The organism is Bacillus solimangrovi (assembly GCF_001742425.1).
Lineage (GTDB): Bacteria > Bacillota > Bacilli > Bacillales > Bacillaceae_N > Bacillus_AV > Bacillus_AV solimangrovi.
This window is the reverse complement of sequence record NZ_MJEH01000022.1, coordinates 205,867-224,134: the sequence shown is the minus strand read 5'-3', so window position 1 is coordinate 224,134 and position 18,268 is coordinate 205,867. Positions and strand designations below refer to the sequence as shown.

Genomic DNA, 18,268 nt, shown 5'->3' with positions numbered 1-18,268 from the left:
GGGGGAATTAGAATGAGCAACTATGATGTAATAGTAGTCGGTGCAGGTCCAGCTGGGATTTTTGCGTGCTACGAAATGACTGTTAAAAAACCAGATGCAAAGGTATTATTAATCGATAAAGGTCATGACATCTATAGTCGACGTTGCCCGATATTAGAAAAGAAAATTTCAAAGTGTCCACCAGCAGCAGGTAGGAAAGAGTTTGCAGGCTGTTTGCCAGCTTGTTCAATTACAAATGGTTTTGGTGGTGCTGGTGCTTATTCAGATGGAAAATTTAATATTACTAGTGAATTTGGTGGTTGGATGACAGATTATTTACCAGATTCACAAGTAGTTGAGCTTATAAAATATGTTGATCAGATTAATTTGCAGCACGGTGCAACGGAGTCAATTACAGATCCATTAACACCTAGAGTCAAAGAGATAGAAAAAAGAGGTTATGCGGTTGGGTTGAAGTTGTTGCGTGCGCAAGTACGTCACTTAGGGACTGAGCAAAACTTAGAAATCTTAAAAAGCATCTACGAATATTTGAAAGATAAAGTGGAGATGAGGTATAAGACAGAAGTTGAAGATGTTGTAACGGAAAAGAATAACGGAAAGCATATTGTTAAAGGGATAAAGTTGAAAAACGGAGAAACGTTACACGCGCAAAAAGTGGTCATTGTACCTGGGCGTGATGGCTCGAAGTGGCTTACAAATATTATTAAAGGTCGTCGCCTTAAAATGACGAATAATCAAGTTGATGTAGGGGTGCGTGTTGAAACTTCTGACGTAGTGATGGAGGAAATCAATGAACATTTGTACGAAGGGAAATTTATCTTCAATACAAGTGTTGGAACGAGAGTACGAACGTTCTGTAGTAACCCTTCTGGTCATGTTGTTGTTGAAAATCATTCTGGTACGATGCTTGCAAATGGTCATGCATATAAAGATCCGAAATTAGGAAGTAACAATACGAACTTCGCATTACTTGTGTCACATAAGTTTTCTGATCCATTTGACCAACCAAATGAGTATGCTCATGAAGTATCATCTTTAGCAAACCGTTTGTCTAATGGAGGGCTCATTGTCCAAAAATATGGAGATATTTTAAAAGGACGTCGTTCGACAGAACAACGTATTCAAGAAGGTTTCCTTGAACCGACATTAAAGGAAGCAGTTCCGGGGGATCTAGGTCTTGTTCTTCCATATAATACAATGAAGAGTCTGATCGAAATGACAGAAGCATTAAATCATGTTTCGCCTGGTCTTGCAAGTGAACATACGTTGTTTTATGGTGTTGAGGCAAAGTTTTATTCAGCTCGTCCTAAATTGGATGAAACATTTGAATCTGAAATTAATGGTCTTTACGTTGGTGGAGATGGAGCTGGTATAACACGCGGCCTAGCCCAAGCGAGTGCATGTGGTGTTTGGATTGCACAAAACTTACTAAAACATCTAAACTAAAATTGTATGTATGTTTTAATGATGTAGTTGAGACAATACTCCCAAAATAAAATAATAATATAGTTAATCGAGTATAAAATTGAAATGATTTTATACTCGATTTTGTATGTAGTTTAAAATATGTTTGGAAGAACATAACTGAATGAAATAAATACGTGGCGGATTAACTGGAAGTTCAAGCTGACGATATCATAGATGAAAATGATAGATTAAAATTCTCAACAACAAATTCTTTAATTATACAAATTTGCAATGTTTGCATGCATGATTAATCTAGTAAAATATACATATACTAACATAGTTTTCAATGTTCATTTTACGGTAAGTCCTTAAATCATACTTTTGGATATAACTGTTCGTTTAACTGCTGAACAGGGTATCATATATTGTCCTAATACAATTTAGGGAGGGCGACATCATGTATAGAAGAGAACAATTGAAGAGAATTGTAGTTTTCGTAATACTCTTAGTTTTATCTGTTAATTTAACATATTCAACAGTAGCTTCAGCAAATGAATTAACCACAGATTTCAAACTAGGGAAGTGGCAAATGATTGTAGATGGGAAGTCTGGAGAGGGAGCATTTTTCTATCGGTTTGATTTCAAAGATGAGAATAGAGTAACAGTTATAAAGCAATATGGTGGGAATAATCTTGAGGAAGAAAAAACTTGGACGATTAACGGTAATATTTTAACAATCAATAGTGAAAGTAATGCATCGATTACTGAATTTGATAAAATTCCACTTGTGGTAAATGAAGATGGTGATCTATTATATAAGAATGGTTTTTATGAAAGCGTTGCCAAAGAACATAATAGCCCATTATCTATCTTTCACTGGGTTATGATTTTAATCGTTTTAATGGGTTTAAATGAATTGTTCCGTAAATCAAAATGGGCAAGTATTATTTTTTATTTTATTTTACCGATAGCATTATTACCGTTATGGACAAGTTACGGTGTTACATATTGGTTTAAATGGGTTAAGGTATATTCAGTTGTGGGTGCTAGTGCTTGGTTTATATTGATGAGGTATACGAAGCTAGGAGGCTTAACATCTGCAAAGCTAATAGCAGCCTTATTTTTAGCACTGAACATCGCTGAAGCGGTAACACAGGATTTTACAATGGGTTATTTACCTAATATTCTTAACGGAATAGCAGGTGTACTATCAATTGCTACTTTGTTTTATGGCTTTAAAGATATGTATATTGATAATAGTAAAGAGTCTGATATGTTATGGACAAAAATGCCCCTTCTCTGGATTATAGCTTATGATATTTGGAACTGGGTATTTGTTTATTTGAATTTCCCTGGTTCAGCATCTGCGCAATTTATGGTGTTACTATCATGTACACTACCAGCAATGTTTATAAAAAAAGGGACTTGGCTACAAGCTCGAGCATTTACATTAGCTGCTTGGTTCATGTATTATTTTACATTCCCACGGTTTACCGAGTCTGTAGAATTACTCGTTCCACGTAACGATACGTTAATGTTATCAGTAGCAGTAATTAGTTTAATTGCAAATGCAGCTTACGCATATATATATATGAAACGAATTATAGTTACAAAAAAACAAGGTAAAATGGCTTTTGTGTAAAAAGTTAATTCTTGATTGTAAAAGTTAAGCTGATATGACAAAATATAACTAATGATAAAAACGTAGGGTATATTGTAACAATCCCTACGTTTTTATTTTTCTGAATAGACCTTATGATATAGGTTGCTATGTTAAATGAGCATCACTTCGATTTAGTACGTGGCCTAAGTTGGTAGAAGGAGATACGAGTAGTTGAACTATATAAATAAGCATATTTTATAAGGTGTATTGTCTTTTTTATGGTAATTTAAAAATGGTAAATAGTTTATTAGAAGGAGAGATTTTGAGGATGAAAAAGTTGTTCTTTATCCCATTGTTAGTATTACTTATATTAAATGGTTGTAAATCAAATGTAGAGAATGAAGATATATTTCAATACAAAGATACTTATGTAGGTAGTGGTGGTACAGTTGGAAATATAATATTAAGGTTACCTAATCCAAGTGGTGAAAATACGAATGGATTGGAACTTAAAACGACAGAAAAACCGTATGGGATTATTATTAATTACATTAATAGTGATACAACAGATGAGATAAATAAAAACTACGAAGAGATTGCATTGTATAATGCCTCATTCCTATTTGCATTAGTAAAAAATGTAGATTGGGTTACTTTCAATTTCGTAGAACAAGAATATACAGTAACAAGGCAAGAATTACAAAACTGGTATGGTAAAGATTTAAGGGAATTTTCAGATGAGAATGAACTTAGTCAATTCATTCAAAAATACCTAGAGGATGAAAATAAAGCAAAACAATTTTTAAACTAACACCTAAATATATTAAGATAAGCTTCTATTAAAAGCTCAGACCTGATTCTGAGCTTTTTTTGTGTGATTATTTTTTAGAATTCGATTTCTAATCTGAGTTTACTCTACAAAATAAAAATGATTGCTTTTAAATGGGGATTTGTCTGCTAGTAAAATTTTTAAGTGGGAAAAATTACGATTATGAGTGGGTCATACTAATGGAAAAGGTGTAAGTCTAAAGTGAATTGTTGAAATAAGTAGAGAATAAGAGTAAACGATAGTGTAAGCGTTTCATAAGAGAGATGAGACTATATAACTAAATAATCTGAAAATAGACAAAATTCAGTTTGTGTAATAATATCTAACATTATATGTTAGATATGAAGAGGGTAGGTGACGTAATGGTTACAGTACAAACCCATTTGGATTTCGTATGGATCTTAATAGCTTCAATATTAGTATTTTTCATGCAAGCTGGCTTTACAGCACTTGAAGCGGGTTTGATTCGAGGGAAGAATTCAATAAACGTAGCTATGAAAAATGTATCAGATCTAGTAGTGTCCTCTCTTATATTCGCATTTATAGGATTCGGGATTATGTTTGGGCAATCAGTTGGAGGTTGGTTTGGTCAGGATTCGTTTTTCTTGATGTCATTTGGTCAAGATCCATGGGACTATGCGTTTATGTTATTTCAGATTGTTTTTGCTGGTACAGCTGCTACGATTGTTTCAGGTGCTATTGCTGAACGAGTGAAGTTTTCAATTTATTTAATTGGAACCTTTTTTATTGTAACGATAATTTATCCTGTTTTTGGTCATTGGGCATGGGGGAGTTTATGGAAGGGTGATCAAACTGGGTGGTTAGAAAGGTTAGGGTTCATGGATTTTGCTGGTTCAACGGTTGTTCATGCAATCGGTGGTTGGACAGCTTTTGCGGCTTGTTTGGTTATTGGACCACGTATTGGAAAATATGATGAATCAGGAAAAAGTATTTCATTTTCTCCGTCTAACACAGTGCTAGCTGCAATTGGTGTTTTTATTATTTGGTTGGGTTGGTTTGGTTTTAATGCAGGTTCGATGACACAAGCTAATACGAGCATTGCATTAATAGCATTGAACACACACCTTGCAGCTGCTGGTGGTGGAATTGGTGCCATGTTTATTAGTTTATTTTTAAGTAGAAAAGTACGAGTTGAACATCTATTGAATGGCGTATTATCAGGGTTGGTTTCAGTAACTGCAGGTGTGAATATACTTGGACCACTCGCTGCAACTGTTATCGGTGTTATTGGTGGAATGATTGTTGTATTTAGTATTCGTTTTATTGAGGAGAAATTGAAAGTTGATGATGCTATTGGAGCGATTTCAGTCCACGGTGTATGTGGGGTATGGGGAACGATTGGGTTAACGTTTTTCGTTGAAGCTGACAAGCTAGTTACAGGTTCATTCCTTACTCAATTAACTGTGCAAACAATCGGTTCAGTTGTTGCATTTGCATGGGCTTTTGTCATTGGGTTGGTTGTATATAAAGGGATATCATTATTTACACCATTACGCCCTTCAAAAGAAGATGAAATAATAGGGTTAAATATATCAGAACATGGTGCAACTAATGCCATGCTCGAAACGCTTACAGCAATGAATGAAATTGCAGCTATAAAGGGTGACTTAACTCGACGCATGAAAGTAGTTAATGGAGAAGATACTGCAGAAATCAATCAAACATTTAATCGAGTGTTAAGTACATTGAATAGCCTCTTTAATCAAGTAAAGAAAAATTCCTCATATGTTCATCATTCTTCATCTGAGATACTTGAATATATGAACGTTCTTAAGCTACAGACAGATACGCAAATGAATGACGTTCATCTAGCATATGAACACATAGAAAATACTTCTAACTGGTTAGTTAATGAAATACAATTAGAAGACCAAGTGATTGCATCTATCCAAGGAGCATTTGCTTATATGGAGGAAGTTGCTGATGAAATTAGAACGATTAAAGAAAGAGTAAATGATCTTTCGAGTATCGTCACAGATATTTCTTATGTAAATGGAGAGACAGTAAAAAGTCTCGTTTCATTCAATGATAAAATTTCTGATATTGCAAAGTTCTCTACGGAAAGTCAGGGTATGATAGATACAATTACTTATTTATCAGATAAAATTAACGTGCTTGCACTTAATGCAGGAATCGAAGCGACTCGTGCAGGTAAATATGGGAAAGGTTTTGTAGTTGTAGCTCAAGAAATTAAACAACTTGCAGATAAGTCCAAATCCTCCACTAATAATATTAGAACAGTACTGGGGAACACGGTAGATACAATCAAAGACGGAGAAAATGAACTTACCCTCTTTGCTGAAACATTTGATCGATTAAATTTAAAATTTCAGTTAATGCCGAATGCATTCTCTAAAATTGATAATCAGGTTAGTCGAATATATACATGTATGTGTTCGTTTGTGGAGAATTTACAAAAGGTAAATGAAGATACTTCGAAGATGCAAAAAGGAAAATTACTTCAGCTTGAAACATTTGAATCTATGCATAACAAATTTCAAACTGTCTACGATCAAATGAGTGAAAGCTTTGATATTGTAAATGGAATGACGCAACAAATACAACAAATGCAAGCACAAAGTCATTCCTTAAAGAAGTCTGTTGATCAATTTAAAACAAAATAAGTGAAGCTTTCTTATCTATAACAACAATGCCTGAGTGTCGATGTATACAGAAACGAAAAACATAACACATAATTCTTACAAAATTGTGAAAAAAGAGGGTTAAATGCACTCTTTAGATAATTATGTTAAATAGTGTTACAAACAAAAGGGGGTCTTGTAGTTGAGTTTAAAAACTGCTGATTTGTGTGATGAATTTTCTAGTGAAATTGGTGTATGTCACTTACAGTTTGAATCATTTGGTGGCAAGGCGTCTTTTAGTGGGAAAGTGTCTACAGTTGAGGTTTTTGAGGACAATGTGCTAGTTAGAGAAAGCTTAGAATCAGCTAAAGAGGGTAGTGTAATTGTAGTCAACGGTGGAGGTTCAAGAAGGTGTGCTTTGCTTGGAGATCGTCTTGGAGAAATTGCAGTTTCACGTGGAGTGGCTGGCATCATTATTAATGGTTGTGTGCGTGATTCAAGTGAACTTAAACAGTTAGACTTAGGTGTATTTGCATTAGGGACTATGCCGTTGAAGAGTAATAAAAAAGGTGAAGGTAAGGTAGGTGTACCAGTTAAGTTTGGAGGGGTAATGTGGAGCGAAGGTGATTATGTATATGCTGATGAGGATGGAATTGTAATTTCTGATAAACCACTTGCATTAGAAAGTTCAGAAGAACAAATGACAAATGCGTAGAGAAGAGCCCGGTTTTAAACTGGGCTTTTTCTTATTAATAAAACATCAGATGAGCAGATGATTCACAAGATTGTCACACTCTTTAAGTAATGAAAGCGCTATAATTAAATTATGAAAAAGGTTAGTTGTTAGTGTGAAAGGAAATGAAACCGTTTTAGTAATTATTGAATCAAATAATATATGTGAAATAAAGAACATAATAAAGAGGGTGAAACAGCATGAGAAAATATGTATTTGTGATTACTGATAAGTTATTAGGGCTTCATGAAGAATGTATTGAAGCAGGGGGAATGTATGAAGCATTTACAAAGGTTAATCGTCTTGCAAAAGAGCGTTATATCGAATGGAATATACAATTAAAAGGGGTTATTTACTAAAACGTGGGTGAGTATTTGCGTTGAAATGAAAGGGCAGCTAACAAATGAACTGCACCTCTAATTGTTAGATTATGTGTCTAACAACTGAGGTGCAGTTCACAAATAGCTGTCTTTTTATTTTTATCTAAATTTCAGCATATTATTTTTGTTGATATTTATTTAATAAGTTGTCCAATTCTTGGCTATGTTTTATAGTGATTTCCGATAAGAACCCACGTTCTTTAGCTGCTTTCATCATTTCTTTACGTTTTTTCTCAATGTCTAAAAGTAACTGTTTACACATGCTCGACATGTCATGTAAACTCCTTTTAAATTCTAAGTGTATTGTCTAATTATGGAATGGATATAGCATTAGTATGCAATAAAGCTTTATTGCTGTAAAGGGATTTTTGTAAATTTTACATATGAAAATTATGGAATATGTTATTTTACTAATAATACTAGTCCAATTTCATTCAATTATTAGTTTAAATGCCATTGAGAGGTATGGAATATCTTAAAATTCAAAAAAAGTGAGACACCACCGTCATAATTAGATGGTGGTGTCTCGTATCAAGATTATTCCCAAATGAAAGGAGTGTTCTGATAAACACAATAATTTAACCAGTTGTTAAATAATAAGTTAGCGTGAGAACGCCAAAGGTTCATCGGTTGAGCAGTAGGATCATTGTTCGGATAATAGTTTAAAGGAAGCTTAATTTTGATGCCTTTTTCAATATCTCTGTCATATTCCTCTTTTAATGTTATTGAATCATACTCAGGGTGTCCTGTAACGAAAATATGTTTTCGATCTTTAGAAGCCACTAGGGATACGCCAGCTTCATCGCTTAACGAAAGAATCTCTAATTCATCTATAGCATCTATATCTTCTTTATTCGTCATCGTATAACGTGAATGAGGAACATAAAATAAGTCATCGAAACCTCGTAATAGTGGTACTTTTTTATTGAATGTGTGATGAGGGAAAACACCAAAACATTTTTCAGTAAGTGGGTATTTTGGCACGTTATAATGATAGTATAGTCCAGCCATAGCACCCCAACAGACATGTAGGGTGGAAGTGACGTTTGATTTTGACCATTCCATAATTTTTTCTATTTCTTTCCAATAAGTTACCTCTTCAAAGTCAAGGTGTTCAATAGGTGCACCAGTAATGATCATGCCATCATACTTTCGTTGTTGCACCTCATCAATCGTTCGGTAGAAATTTTTTAAATGTTCTTGTTTTGTATTTTTTGAAACGTGTGTTTTAGGATGTAGAAAAGTAATGTTCACTTGCAGTGGTGAATTTCCTAATAATCGTAAAAATTGTGTCTCTGCTTTTTCCTTTTGTGGCATTAGATTTAAGATAACGATATTTAATGGGCGAATGTCTTGATGGTATGCACGTTCTTCCTCCATGACAAAGATATTTTCCTTCTCTAAGATTCCTTTTGCCGGTAAGTGTGAGGGGATGTTGATTGGCAATGAATACACTCCCTTTTCTTTTCTATTAATATGTGAAATTCTTAAGTGCTTGCGTGATTCTTCTTATTATAGGAAGGTTACGACTATTGTTCAATGATTATTTTTATAATTTGAAAAGTTTCTTCAATTTGTTTCGTTGGCAGTTCGTTTTCTTTTTTGTTATCGTAAAGTTAGAGAAAACAATATATAGACAGGGAAATTAAGGGGAGGAATGAACGATTGAAGATAAAATCAATTGAGCCAACACCAAGTCCAAATACAATGAAGATTATTTTAGATACAATTCTAAGTCCAGGTGAACGTAATCATTATAAGAAAGAACATAGTGATAATGCACCTCATTTTATTCAAGAGCTTTTACGAATTGAAGGTGTTACTAGCGTTTATCATGTATCGGATTTTGTTGCATTGGACCGTCATCCTAAGTTTGACTGGAAACAACTTCTTAAAAGTGTCAGAAAAGTATTTGGAGATGAGATTGAGACATCGGGTGATGAAGCAACATTTAATGAAAGTTTTGGTGATGTGAAAGTATTTGTTCAAATTTTTGCAGGCATTCCGATGCAGATTAAACTAACTGATGGAGAACTAGAGACTCGCCAAGGACTTCCAGAACGGTTTATGGAAGCGATTATGACGTTAACTAAGCAGGCTGATAACATTGTAATGGAACGTGAGTGGAAAGAATATGGCATACGTTATGGTGATATGAATGAGATTGGTGAAGAGGTAGCGGATGAAATAGAAGCGGCTTATGATATAGATCGTTTATCAAACCTTGTTCGTCTAGCTCTGCTTCCGAAAGAAAAAATAGCAGTGGAATCGAATAAAACGACTTATCAAGTAACATTTGAGATGATGGAGCATGCAGATTGGAAAAAACGTTATGCAGCATTAGAGCAAATGAACCCTAAAAAAGAAGATTTACCAATTTTAGAAAAGGCCTTGGATGATGAGAAACAGTCAATTCGTCGTTTAGCTGTTGTATATTTAGGTATGATTGAAGATGCTGATGTGTTGCCATTATTAGAAAAAGCGATGTTAACTGATAAATCAGCGATGGTACGAAGAACTGCTGGAGATGGGTTCTCAGATTTAGGAGATGTAAGAGGCATCCCTGCGGCAATGAAAGCTCTTGAAGATAAAAATAAGCTTGTCCGTTGGCGTGCAGCAATGTTTTTATATGAAGTTGGTGATAAACAAGCAATACCAGCTCTAAAAAAAGCTACAAGTGATCTTGAATTTGAAGTTGCATTACAAGTGCAAATGGCGATAGAGCGCATTGAAGGTGGAGTAGAAGCGAAAGGCTCTGTATGGAAACAAATGACTGAATCGATTTCGAAGAACCCTAGTTAAATAAAAATGCACCACGATTGTTAAATACAAGACCAACAATCGGAGGTGCATTTTTTTATGATTAGAACTACTGCACAAGGAGATAGCTACAATAAATCGGTTTCGAAGTGGAGAAAAGAGTATGTTGTAGAATAAGTATTATTAATGATATGAAAGAAAGTATATATGTATAAAATGGATCTTGCAGAATTGTAAGCGATTACTTAAAAGATTGAATAAAATGATTTTTCTAAAAATATTGAAATCATATAAAAAAAGATTTATAGTGTTTAAAAATACTTTTTTCGAATTGCCAAACAGAGCAAATGTTTAATTAAATTTTATTGGCAATCTATTGAAGCGAACTAACTATTAGGGGGATGAATGATGGCAGAAGAGAAAAGAGATCTACGTATTCGGAGTAAGGTGATTAGTGAAGGGGAAGCGCGTGTTCCCAATCGAGCAATGCTTCGAGCGGTTGGATTTACAGATGAAGATTTCAAAAAACCAATGGTTGGTATTGCTAGTACATGGAGTGAAGTAACTCCTTGCAATATTCATATTGATGAGTTGGCTCGCCGTGCGAAAGCAGGAGCTAAAGAAGCTGGTGCAGCACCAATGATTTTTAATACGATTACAGTTTCTGATGGCATTTCGATGGGAACAGAAGGAATGCGTTTTTCTCTTCCAAGCCGTGACGTAATTGCTGATTCAATCGAAACGGTTGTTGGCGCTGAAAACCTAGACGGTGTTGTAGCAATTGGTGGATGTGATAAAAACATGCCTGGTTGTATGATCGCGATTGGTCGTATGAATTTACCAGCGGTGTTCGTATACGGAGGAACCATTTCTCCAGGTAATCTAAAGGGAGAAGATATAGATATTGTTTCTGCATTTGAAGGTGTCGGACAATATAATAGCGGTACAATTGATCGTGAAGGGCTTCATGAAGTTGAATGTCATGCATGTCCTGGTGCAGGTTCATGTGGTGGTATGTATACAGCGAATACGATGGCATCAGCAATTGAAGCAATGGGTATGAGTCTACCTGCAAGTGCTTCGAATCCAGCAGAATCTGATTATAAACAGGATGATTGTGCGAAAGCAGGTGCTGCAGTTTATCATTTGCTTGAGCGAGATATTCGACCTCGAGATATTATGACGAAAAAGGCGTTTGAAAATGCGATCACTGTTGTATTGGCGCTTGGTGGTTCAACGAATGCGGTTTTACATTTACTTGCAATGGCTCATTCTGTTGATATTGACTTAACACTTGAAGATTTTGAACGCCTTCAAAAGAAAGTGCCACACATTGCGGACTTGAAACCGAGTGGAAAATATGTCATGCAAGACTTACATCGTATCGGTGGCGTTGAAGCAGTCATGAAACTTCTAAATAAGGAAGGCTTCATTCATGGTGATTGTTTAACCGTAACAGGAAAAACGGTCGCTGAGAATCTTGAGCAAGCATCAGACTTAACTGAAGGTCAGACAATTATCACGCCAATTGATAAGCCGAAGCGTAAGGATGGTCCACTCGTTATTTTAAGAGGAAACCTTGCTCCAGAGGGTGCTGTTGCAAAAATAAGTGGTTTGAAAACAACGAATATCACTGGACCAGCAAAAGTTTTTGATTCAGAAGAAGAAGCAACGAAAGCTGTTTTGGATGATAAAGTACAAGCTGGTGATGTAGTCGTTATTCGTTTCGAAGGACCAAAGGGCGGTCCTGGGATGCCGGAAATGTTGTCTTTAACAGCAATCTTAGTTGGTAAAGGGCTAGGTCATTCTGTTGGGCTTATAACTGACGGGCGCTTCTCAGGTGGTACGCATGGTCTTGTAGTAGGTCATGTTGCTCCTGAAGCACAAGTAGGTGGTCCAATCGGCTTGTTACAAGAAGGAGATCTCGTAACGATAGATAGTGAAAATTATGAATTAAGTGTAGATGTATCACCTGAAGAGATGGAACGTCGCAGAAATGAATGGAAGGCACCTGAACAAAACCTTCGTGGTGTTTTGGGTAAGTATACACGACTTGTTTCATCAGCTTCAAAAGGTGCAGTTACTGATTAAGATTAAACCTCTGTGATTTTTTATTTGTCACAGGGGTTGTTTCATTATGAGGATATTCCTCATAATTAAGAGTATCAAGTTCATATAGTTATGTTAATTTGAAAATGAGTGTACATAACTTGACTTGAAGGATATTTAGAAAAAGAATTTAGAATAGATGTATTCTATAATTTGAGTATATACATTATTATTTAATAGGAAACTGAATGTAACTGTTTGCGTTAACACTATGACTATAGTATATTTTTTATTGAAATATGAATGTGGAGGTCATTATATGTACAATGCTTATGATGAATATATGAAACAGGTTGTAAAACCAATGCGTGAAGAGCTTACACAAGCTGATTTTTCTGAATTAACTAGCAGTGAAGAAGTCGTGGATTTTATGGAAAATGTAGAAGGAACGACTTTGGTTGTAGTGAATTCAGTATGTGGTTGCGCTGCAGGGCTTGCTCGACCAGCTGCAATTCATTCACGTACACTTGATAAGAAACCTGATCAATACGTAACAGTATTTGCTGGTCAAGACAAAGAGGCTACAATGAGAATGCGTGAATACTTTACAGGAATCGAACCATCTTCTCCATCAATGGCTATTCTCAAAGGAAAAGAAGTTGTACACTTCATACCACGACATGAAATTGAAGGCCATGAAATTAGTGAGATTGTTGAGAACCTGAATAAGGCCTATAATACACATTGCTAATCTTTAAGCGCTAGGAATAATCCAAGCGCTTTTTTATTTTGATAAAATTATGCATTTATAAGTTTGAAAGAGTGTCATTTTTCTAATAAGGATAATTTGAATTATTGAATAAAGGACAAAGGTTGTATTGTGTTTGAAGAATTCTTGTTATAGGCTTTTGTTAGGCAAAGCATTTTAACTAAGGCAGGGAGGATTCTCACATCATGAAGAAATTAGTTACAATTGTTAGTGTCATATTTTTAATGATTTTTGGTACAAGTATTAGTTTCGCAGAAGAAATAAACGTTTATATCGATAATCAGCTAATACTATTTCAAGATGAAAAACCTTTATTAGAAGACGGACGAGTTTTATTACCAGTTCGAGCTGTACAAGAAAGTATGGGAGCTGAACTAAAATGGAATCCAGAAACTGAGCAAATTTATAGTACAAAAGAACAGGGAAATGCGAAAACGAGCATTTTATATCGCATTAATTCTCCGTATACGTATAAACAGTTTTATGAGAATAACTACAACAAACAATATATTGAGATGATTGATACTTCAGCAAAAGTGAAAAGAGGTCGTACCTTTATTCCGTTACGCTCAGCAACAGAATCATTCGGTTATGATGTTATTTGGAAGGAAAATGAAAACGCTGTATATTTGAAAAGTAATCCAACGATAAAACCAAAAGATTCAACTCAACAGTATGTAATGGAAGGTGATTTTTTTAAGTTGAAAGAGATTGAGAAGGAGATATTCTTTTTAACAAATAAGGAGCGTGTTAAGCAAGGTTTGAAGCCCTTCATTCTTGATGTGAATGTATCAAAAGTAGCGCAAATAAAGTCAGCTGATATGTATAATAAATCATATTTTGACCATACTTCACCAACATATGGATCGCCGTTTGAGATGATGAAGCAATTTAATATTGAATACATTGCAGCAGGAGAAAATATCGCAGCAGGATATTCATCAGCTGTAGAAGTGACAAATGGTTGGATGAAAAGTCAGGGTCATAGGGAAAATATTCTAAATGAGGACTTTACTCGAATCGGTATTGGATATTATGAGGCAGACAATAATTATCGTACATATTATACACAGCTTTTTTCAAAGCAACAAAGAGATGTTAAATAGTTTTATAGCAATGAAGGAGTAATCGTATATGAACGTAGTGATAACGACTGCAGGAAAAGGGAATTCAACCTTAAATGAAGAGGTTTATCGGACAGCAAAGCTTCTCAATGCACAACCAATTGTAAGAGGTACACATTCAATTGAAGCACTCATGAATCAATATGAGGCGGACATCCTTGTCATCGGAAAAAAACGTTATACGTGGTACCCGTTAGGTGGGGGTGAACCTGTTTTTTTTCATCCAAATGGAGCGATGTTTCGGTTGAAACGATTATTAAAGGGAGAACTCGATTCTTTCGTAGTTGCTACGGGGCTGTCTGAAGGAATGAGTATAATAGATTGTACATTGGGTCTTGGTGCAGATAGTATTGTTGCTAGTCATAGTGTAGGAGAAAGTGGATATGTTCGTTCATTAGAGGTTCATCCGTTGCTCGCATTTCTCGTTCAGCATGGTTTACAAACTTATGAATCCAATGTTATTGAGATAGAGAATGCGATGAGGAGAGTAAACGTTGTGAATGCCAATTATCACAACTATCTACAGGAACTTGATGATAATAGTTTTGATGTTGTGTATTTTGATCCGATGTTTACAGCTGGTGCGATTGAATCAGATGGAATAAAAGCAATTAAACAAGTTGCATTTTATGAGCCTATTACGAATGAAATCATTAACCAAGCAAAAAGAGTCGCACGTAAACGTGTTGTTCTAAAAGACCATTATAGAAGTAGTAGGTTTGAACAATTTGGATTTGTCCAGCAAAAACGTAAGACATCCTCTATTCATTTCGGAGTGTTAGAAGTTAATGAATAACATCAAATAACGTGGATACCTTAACAAACAGGGAGGTGTTCACATATGGGAAAGCGTAAACAGGACCCATCAAAAGCAGGGTTAAGTTCACCAAATATAGAAGGACAAGGAACAACAAACGAAGAAACTGGAAAGTATGAAGTAGATAGTAGTCGTAAAAAACAACGTGGTTTTAAAAACTAGGCAAGCATAAGAAAAGTCAGTAAATCGTACTGGCCTTTCTTATGCTTGTATTTTTATATGAGTGTAATAGATTGAAAGTTTAATCTTTTGCTTCATATGTTAAAATAAGGATGAGATTGAATGGCGGAGGCGGGATTATGTTTTCAAAATTAGCAAAATCATTTCCAACTAGCATTTTTAGTGAACTTGCGGATTATAAAGCTGAAAAAATAGCAGAGGGGTTAGATTTGATAGACTTGAGCATTGGTAGCCCTGATCTACCACCGCCAATATGGATTCGTGATGAAATGGCTAAATGGGTACAAAATGAAAATTCATATGGTTATACTTTAACTGGCCTTAATGAGTTCTATCAATCAGCTGCAAATTATATGAAACGAAAATTTAGTGTTGAACTTAATCCAGCGCTGGAGATCGTCCAATTAATGGGTTCACAAGACGGTTTAGTACATTTACCAATGGTTTTAGCAGAAGAGGGAGATGTTATACTAGTTACAGATCCTGGATATACAGCTTACAGTGCTGGAGTGAAAATGTCAGGCGCAGAGATGGTATCTATGCCTTTAAAAAAAGAACATCAGTTTTTACCACAGTTTGATGAGATACCAGAAAAAGTCGCAAAACGAACAAAAATGATGTTTCTGAATTTTCCAGGAAATCCAGTCCCAGTATTAGCGAATCGGTGTTTTTATGAAAAAGCAATATCTTTTGCTAAAAAATATGGAATTATCATCGTTCATGATCTAGCATATGCTGATTTAGTATTTGGTGAAAAATCCCCAATAAGTATTTTCGAATTTGATGGAGCAAAGGATGTAGCAGTAGAATTTCATTCACTTTCAAAGAATTTCAACATGGCAGGGTGTCGGATTGGTTACCTTGTTGGAAATGAAAGCATTGTAGAGGCGTTAAAAAAATTAAAATCTAATCTCGATTACGGTGTATTTGCACCTATACAACATGCTGCAATTAAGGCTTTGCGTGAGGGCGATGTATTTCTTAATGAGAATTGTAGATTGTATGAAAAAAGGCGGGATGTTTTAGTATCTGGTCTACAAAAAGTTGGATGGAATGTAGAGTTATCTGAGGCAACGATGTTTGTTTGGGCTGAAATTCCAGAAGGGTTTACATCTCAATCGTTTGCATATCAGTTAATTGATAAATGTGGTGTTGTTACAACACCTGGTAATGCCTTTGGTCAATACGGTGAAGGATTTGTACGTATTGCACTTGTCCAACCTGAAAACCGGTTACATGAAGTGGTAAAGCGCATAGGTACAAGTGATCTATTTTCATAGAATGATTTTATGGTATATTAATAATGGAAAACAATGTAATGAATTTACTGGAGGATGAGGGGAAATGGGAGAACAACAACGCTGGCAACTATTAGGTGAGGTTGTATTAGAATTTCAAACACAACTCAAAAATGACTTTGAAACTGAAAGGATTGGGCAGCTAGTGCTTGATGTCGTACGTGATTCAAAAGATGATACGTTAATATCACTTGTTGAAGAAGCGTATAACCAGTTGCCTAATAACATTGCAGCAATTGAGTGTTTAAACGAAGCGAAAGCATATGTGTATCGAAAAATTGACGAGATCTCGAATTCATAATAATACGATAAGTTTTTGAAGGTGTTATTATGAGTAGTGAAAATAAATATAGTAGGGGCATAAGAGATGAAGAGACTAATAGCTTTTATTTCAATTTTAGTGTTTGTATTGATTCCTTCAATTCAAACCCAGGCAGAAGCGAATGATCAAATAAAGATCTATGTTAATAATGAGCAGATTGATTTTCCAACTTCTCCAGAAATCTCAAGTGAAAATCGAACTTTCGTTCCTTTTCGTGTAATTGCTGAGGCAATGGACATAACAGTAACTTGGATTAATTCTGAACGAAAGATCGTAGCAACTAGTAATGGGATGCAAGTTGAATTAACGATTGGTGAAAAACAAGGTTATATTGATGGACAAGCTTATGAGCTTGATAGTGCTGCTTATATAAATAATGGTCACACGTTAATCCCACTACGTTTTTTCAGTGAAGCATTCGGTGCAAATGTGCAATGGAATAATGAAACAAGTACGATTTCGATACAATCAGAAGAGGTAAATTTGTATACAATGTCTTTTTATGGATTAGGTGCTTTTAATTATCGAAACCTAGTTCCCAAATTTGATGGCATGGCATATATGTGGTCGAGTATATCCAATGAGGGGACATTAAACATCGGAATTGAAGATAACGATGAAGATAATTATAACGAGTTCTTCTGGCCAGAAGATCATCCAGATGCAACAGCAGATGAGATTATCCGTTCAGGTGTTGAAATTGGAAATGATGGATATTTAATGGTTGCTGCATTGCAGATGAACCGTATCAAGGCATTTTTAGATGATCAAAATAAGCAAGACGATGCAATTGAAGAAATGATTGATCTAGTAAAAGAACATCAATTGACAGGGGTACTGCTAGATTTTGAAGAATTTGATTCAAGTGCTAATGTATATAAAGAGAAGTATACGGATTTTGTAAAACGTCTTTCAACTGAGCTGAATAAAATAAATAAGGAATTAGCAATTGCTGTATACCCTCTTAATAATTATTTTAATAACTATGATTATGAGACATTATCTACTCTTGCAGATACGATTATATTAATGTCATATGATTATATTCCAGTAGGAACAACTCAACCAGAACCATTGAATATGGTAGAAGAAGGTTTGGAGCAAACGTTAAATTTTATTCCAAAAGACAAGCTCCTACTTGGTATCAATCTTGTTCATGAAACGGATGAGACGATGATAGAAAAAGTTAATCTTGCAAAGCGATATAAAGTAAAAGGCGTTGCATTTTGGTTGTTAAATCAAGTGAGTTCTGAAGAGATGGAGCAGATTGAACAACTGACTCGTTAAACCACCATAAGATCTGATCATGATTCGAATCTATTATAGAAACTCGACTATTTGTTAGATTAGTCGAGTTTTGTATGTGGAAAAACAAAAAAACAAGTATACTAGAA

The 18,268-nt window shown here is 35.0% G+C and carries 17 protein-coding genes; 15 read left to right on the top strand and 2 right to left on the bottom strand.

Annotation, left to right across the window (positions count from 1 at the left end; translation table 11 throughout):
- Positions 1 to 12: 12 nt before the first annotated feature.
- From BFG57_RS09740 to BFG57_RS18920, 6 genes are all read left to right on the top strand, one after another.
- On the top strand, positions 13 to 1,446 hold the full coding sequence (locus tag BFG57_RS09740; RefSeq protein ID WP_069717285.1) for an NAD(P)/FAD-dependent oxidoreductase: 1,434 nt from the start codon (positions 13 to 15) through the stop codon (positions 1,444 to 1,446).
- Between the two features lie 418 nt (positions 1,447 to 1,864).
- Positions 1,865 to 3,049 (top strand): DUF5692 family protein, encoded by a 1,185-nt coding sequence (locus BFG57_RS09735; RefSeq protein ID WP_217627924.1) that lies wholly within the window; start codon positions 1,865 to 1,867, stop codon positions 3,047 to 3,049.
- Between the two features lie 289 nt (positions 3,050 to 3,338).
- Complete coding sequence (locus BFG57_RS09730) at positions 3,339 to 3,821, top strand: DUF4825 domain-containing protein (protein ID WP_069717284.1); 483 nt, start codon at positions 3,339 to 3,341, stop codon at positions 3,819 to 3,821.
- Between the two features lie 359 nt (positions 3,822 to 4,180).
- Complete coding sequence (amt, locus tag BFG57_RS09725) at positions 4,181 to 6,484, top strand: ammonium transporter (protein ID WP_175428317.1); 2,304 nt, start codon at positions 4,181 to 4,183, stop codon at positions 6,482 to 6,484.
- Positions 6,485 to 6,644: 160 nt separating this feature from the next.
- Positions 6,645 to 7,157 carry a ribonuclease E activity regulator RraA gene (gene rraA, locus BFG57_RS09720; RefSeq protein WP_069717282.1) on the top strand — a complete coding sequence of 171 codons (513 nt, stop codon included), beginning with the start codon at positions 6,645 to 6,647 and terminating at the stop codon, positions 7,155 to 7,157.
- 218 nt (positions 7,158 to 7,375) lie between these two features.
- Positions 7,376 to 7,534, top strand: a complete 159-nt coding sequence (locus tag BFG57_RS18920; protein WP_175428316.1) for a hypothetical protein — start codon at positions 7,376 to 7,378, stop codon at positions 7,532 to 7,534.
- A 139-nt stretch (positions 7,535 to 7,673) separates the two neighbouring features.
- Here the strand turns inward: BFG57_RS18920 and BFG57_RS18380 are convergent, their stop codons facing one another.
- The gene (locus BFG57_RS18380; protein ID WP_245676732.1) at positions 7,674 to 7,826 is read right to left on the bottom strand and encodes an aspartyl-phosphate phosphatase Spo0E family protein; all 153 of its coding nucleotides are present in this window, start codon (positions 7,824 to 7,826) and stop codon (positions 7,674 to 7,676) included.
- A 266-nt stretch (positions 7,827 to 8,092) separates the two neighbouring features.
- Positions 8,093 to 9,001 (bottom strand): homoserine O-acetyltransferase MetA, encoded by a 909-nt coding sequence (gene metA / locus BFG57_RS09715; RefSeq protein ID WP_069717281.1) that lies wholly within the window; start codon positions 8,999 to 9,001, stop codon positions 8,093 to 8,095.
- Positions 9,002 to 9,220: 219 nt separating this feature from the next.
- Between metA and BFG57_RS09710 the strand changes: the two genes are divergently transcribed.
- From BFG57_RS09710 to BFG57_RS09675, 9 genes are all read left to right on the top strand, one after another.
- Positions 9,221 to 10,357, top strand: coding sequence for a conserved virulence factor C family protein (locus BFG57_RS09710; protein WP_069717280.1), 1,137 nt, complete (start codon positions 9,221 to 9,223; stop codon positions 10,355 to 10,357).
- Between the two features lie 366 nt (positions 10,358 to 10,723).
- Complete coding sequence (gene ilvD, locus BFG57_RS09705; protein WP_069717279.1) at positions 10,724 to 12,406, top strand: dihydroxy-acid dehydratase; 1,683 nt, start codon at positions 10,724 to 10,726, stop codon at positions 12,404 to 12,406.
- 277 nt (positions 12,407 to 12,683) lie between these two features.
- A complete protein-coding gene (locus tag BFG57_RS09700) occupies positions 12,684 to 13,115 on the top strand; it encodes a BrxA/BrxB family bacilliredoxin (RefSeq protein WP_069717278.1) in 432 nt (143 codons plus the stop codon).
- 203 nt (positions 13,116 to 13,318) lie between these two features.
- Positions 13,319 to 14,239, top strand: coding sequence for a stalk domain-containing protein (locus BFG57_RS09695; protein ID WP_245676731.1), 921 nt, complete (start codon positions 13,319 to 13,321; stop codon positions 14,237 to 14,239).
- Positions 14,240 to 14,267: 28 nt separating this feature from the next.
- Positions 14,268 to 15,053: a class I SAM-dependent methyltransferase gene (locus BFG57_RS09690; protein WP_069717277.1), complete on the top strand. Its 786-nt coding sequence runs from the start codon at positions 14,268 to 14,270 to the stop codon at positions 15,051 to 15,053.
- Between the two features lie 45 nt (positions 15,054 to 15,098).
- Entirely contained in the window at positions 15,099 to 15,236 is a 138-nt protein-coding gene (locus BFG57_RS18375) for a YuzL family protein (RefSeq protein WP_083249163.1), read from the top strand.
- Positions 15,237 to 15,373: 137 nt separating this feature from the next.
- The gene (locus BFG57_RS09685) at positions 15,374 to 16,534 is read left to right on the top strand and encodes an LL-diaminopimelate aminotransferase (protein WP_069717276.1); all 1,161 of its coding nucleotides are present in this window, start codon (positions 15,374 to 15,376) and stop codon (positions 16,532 to 16,534) included.
- Between the two features lie 64 nt (positions 16,535 to 16,598).
- On the top strand, positions 16,599 to 16,853 hold the full coding sequence (locus tag BFG57_RS09680) for a hypothetical protein (RefSeq protein WP_069717275.1): 255 nt from the start codon (positions 16,599 to 16,601) through the stop codon (positions 16,851 to 16,853).
- Between the two features lie 66 nt (positions 16,854 to 16,919).
- Complete coding sequence (locus BFG57_RS09675; RefSeq protein ID WP_069717274.1) at positions 16,920 to 18,161, top strand: stalk domain-containing protein; 1,242 nt, start codon at positions 16,920 to 16,922, stop codon at positions 18,159 to 18,161.
- The last annotated feature ends 107 nt before the right edge of the window (positions 18,162 to 18,268 follow it).

Coding starts and splice junctions, on each gene's coding strand:
- amt (WP_175428317.1), top strand. CDS start 4,181: ATGAAGAGGGTAGGTGACGTAATGGTTACAGTACAAACCCATTTGGAT.
- BFG57_RS09700 (WP_069717278.1), top strand. CDS start 12,684: ATGTACAATGCTTATGATGAATATATGAAACAGGTTGTAAAACCAATG.
- BFG57_RS18920 (WP_175428316.1), top strand. CDS start 7,376: ATGAGAAAATATGTATTTGTGATTACTGATAAGTTATTAGGGCTTCAT.
- ilvD (WP_069717279.1), top strand. CDS start 10,724: ATGGCAGAAGAGAAAAGAGATCTACGTATTCGGAGTAAGGTGATTAGT.
- BFG57_RS09730 (WP_069717284.1), top strand. CDS start 3,339: ATGAAAAAGTTGTTCTTTATCCCATTGTTAGTATTACTTATATTAAAT.
- BFG57_RS09740 (WP_069717285.1), top strand. CDS start 13: ATGAGCAACTATGATGTAATAGTAGTCGGTGCAGGTCCAGCTGGGATT.
- BFG57_RS09695 (WP_245676731.1), top strand. CDS start 13,319: ATGAAGAAATTAGTTACAATTGTTAGTGTCATATTTTTAATGATTTTT.
- BFG57_RS09735 (WP_217627924.1), top strand. CDS start 1,865: ATGTATAGAAGAGAACAATTGAAGAGAATTGTAGTTTTCGTAATACTC.
- BFG57_RS09680 (WP_069717275.1), top strand. CDS start 16,599: ATGGGAGAACAACAACGCTGGCAACTATTAGGTGAGGTTGTATTAGAA.
- BFG57_RS09675 (WP_069717274.1), top strand. CDS start 16,920: ATGAAGAGACTAATAGCTTTTATTTCAATTTTAGTGTTTGTATTGATT.
- BFG57_RS09685 (WP_069717276.1), top strand. CDS start 15,374: ATGTTTTCAAAATTAGCAAAATCATTTCCAACTAGCATTTTTAGTGAA.
- BFG57_RS18375 (WP_083249163.1), top strand. CDS start 15,099: ATGGGAAAGCGTAAACAGGACCCATCAAAAGCAGGGTTAAGTTCACCA.
- BFG57_RS09690 (WP_069717277.1), top strand. CDS start 14,268: ATGAACGTAGTGATAACGACTGCAGGAAAAGGGAATTCAACCTTAAAT.
- BFG57_RS18380 (WP_245676732.1), bottom strand. CDS start 7,826: ATGTCGAGCATGTGTAAACAGTTACTTTTAGACATTGAGAAAAAACGT.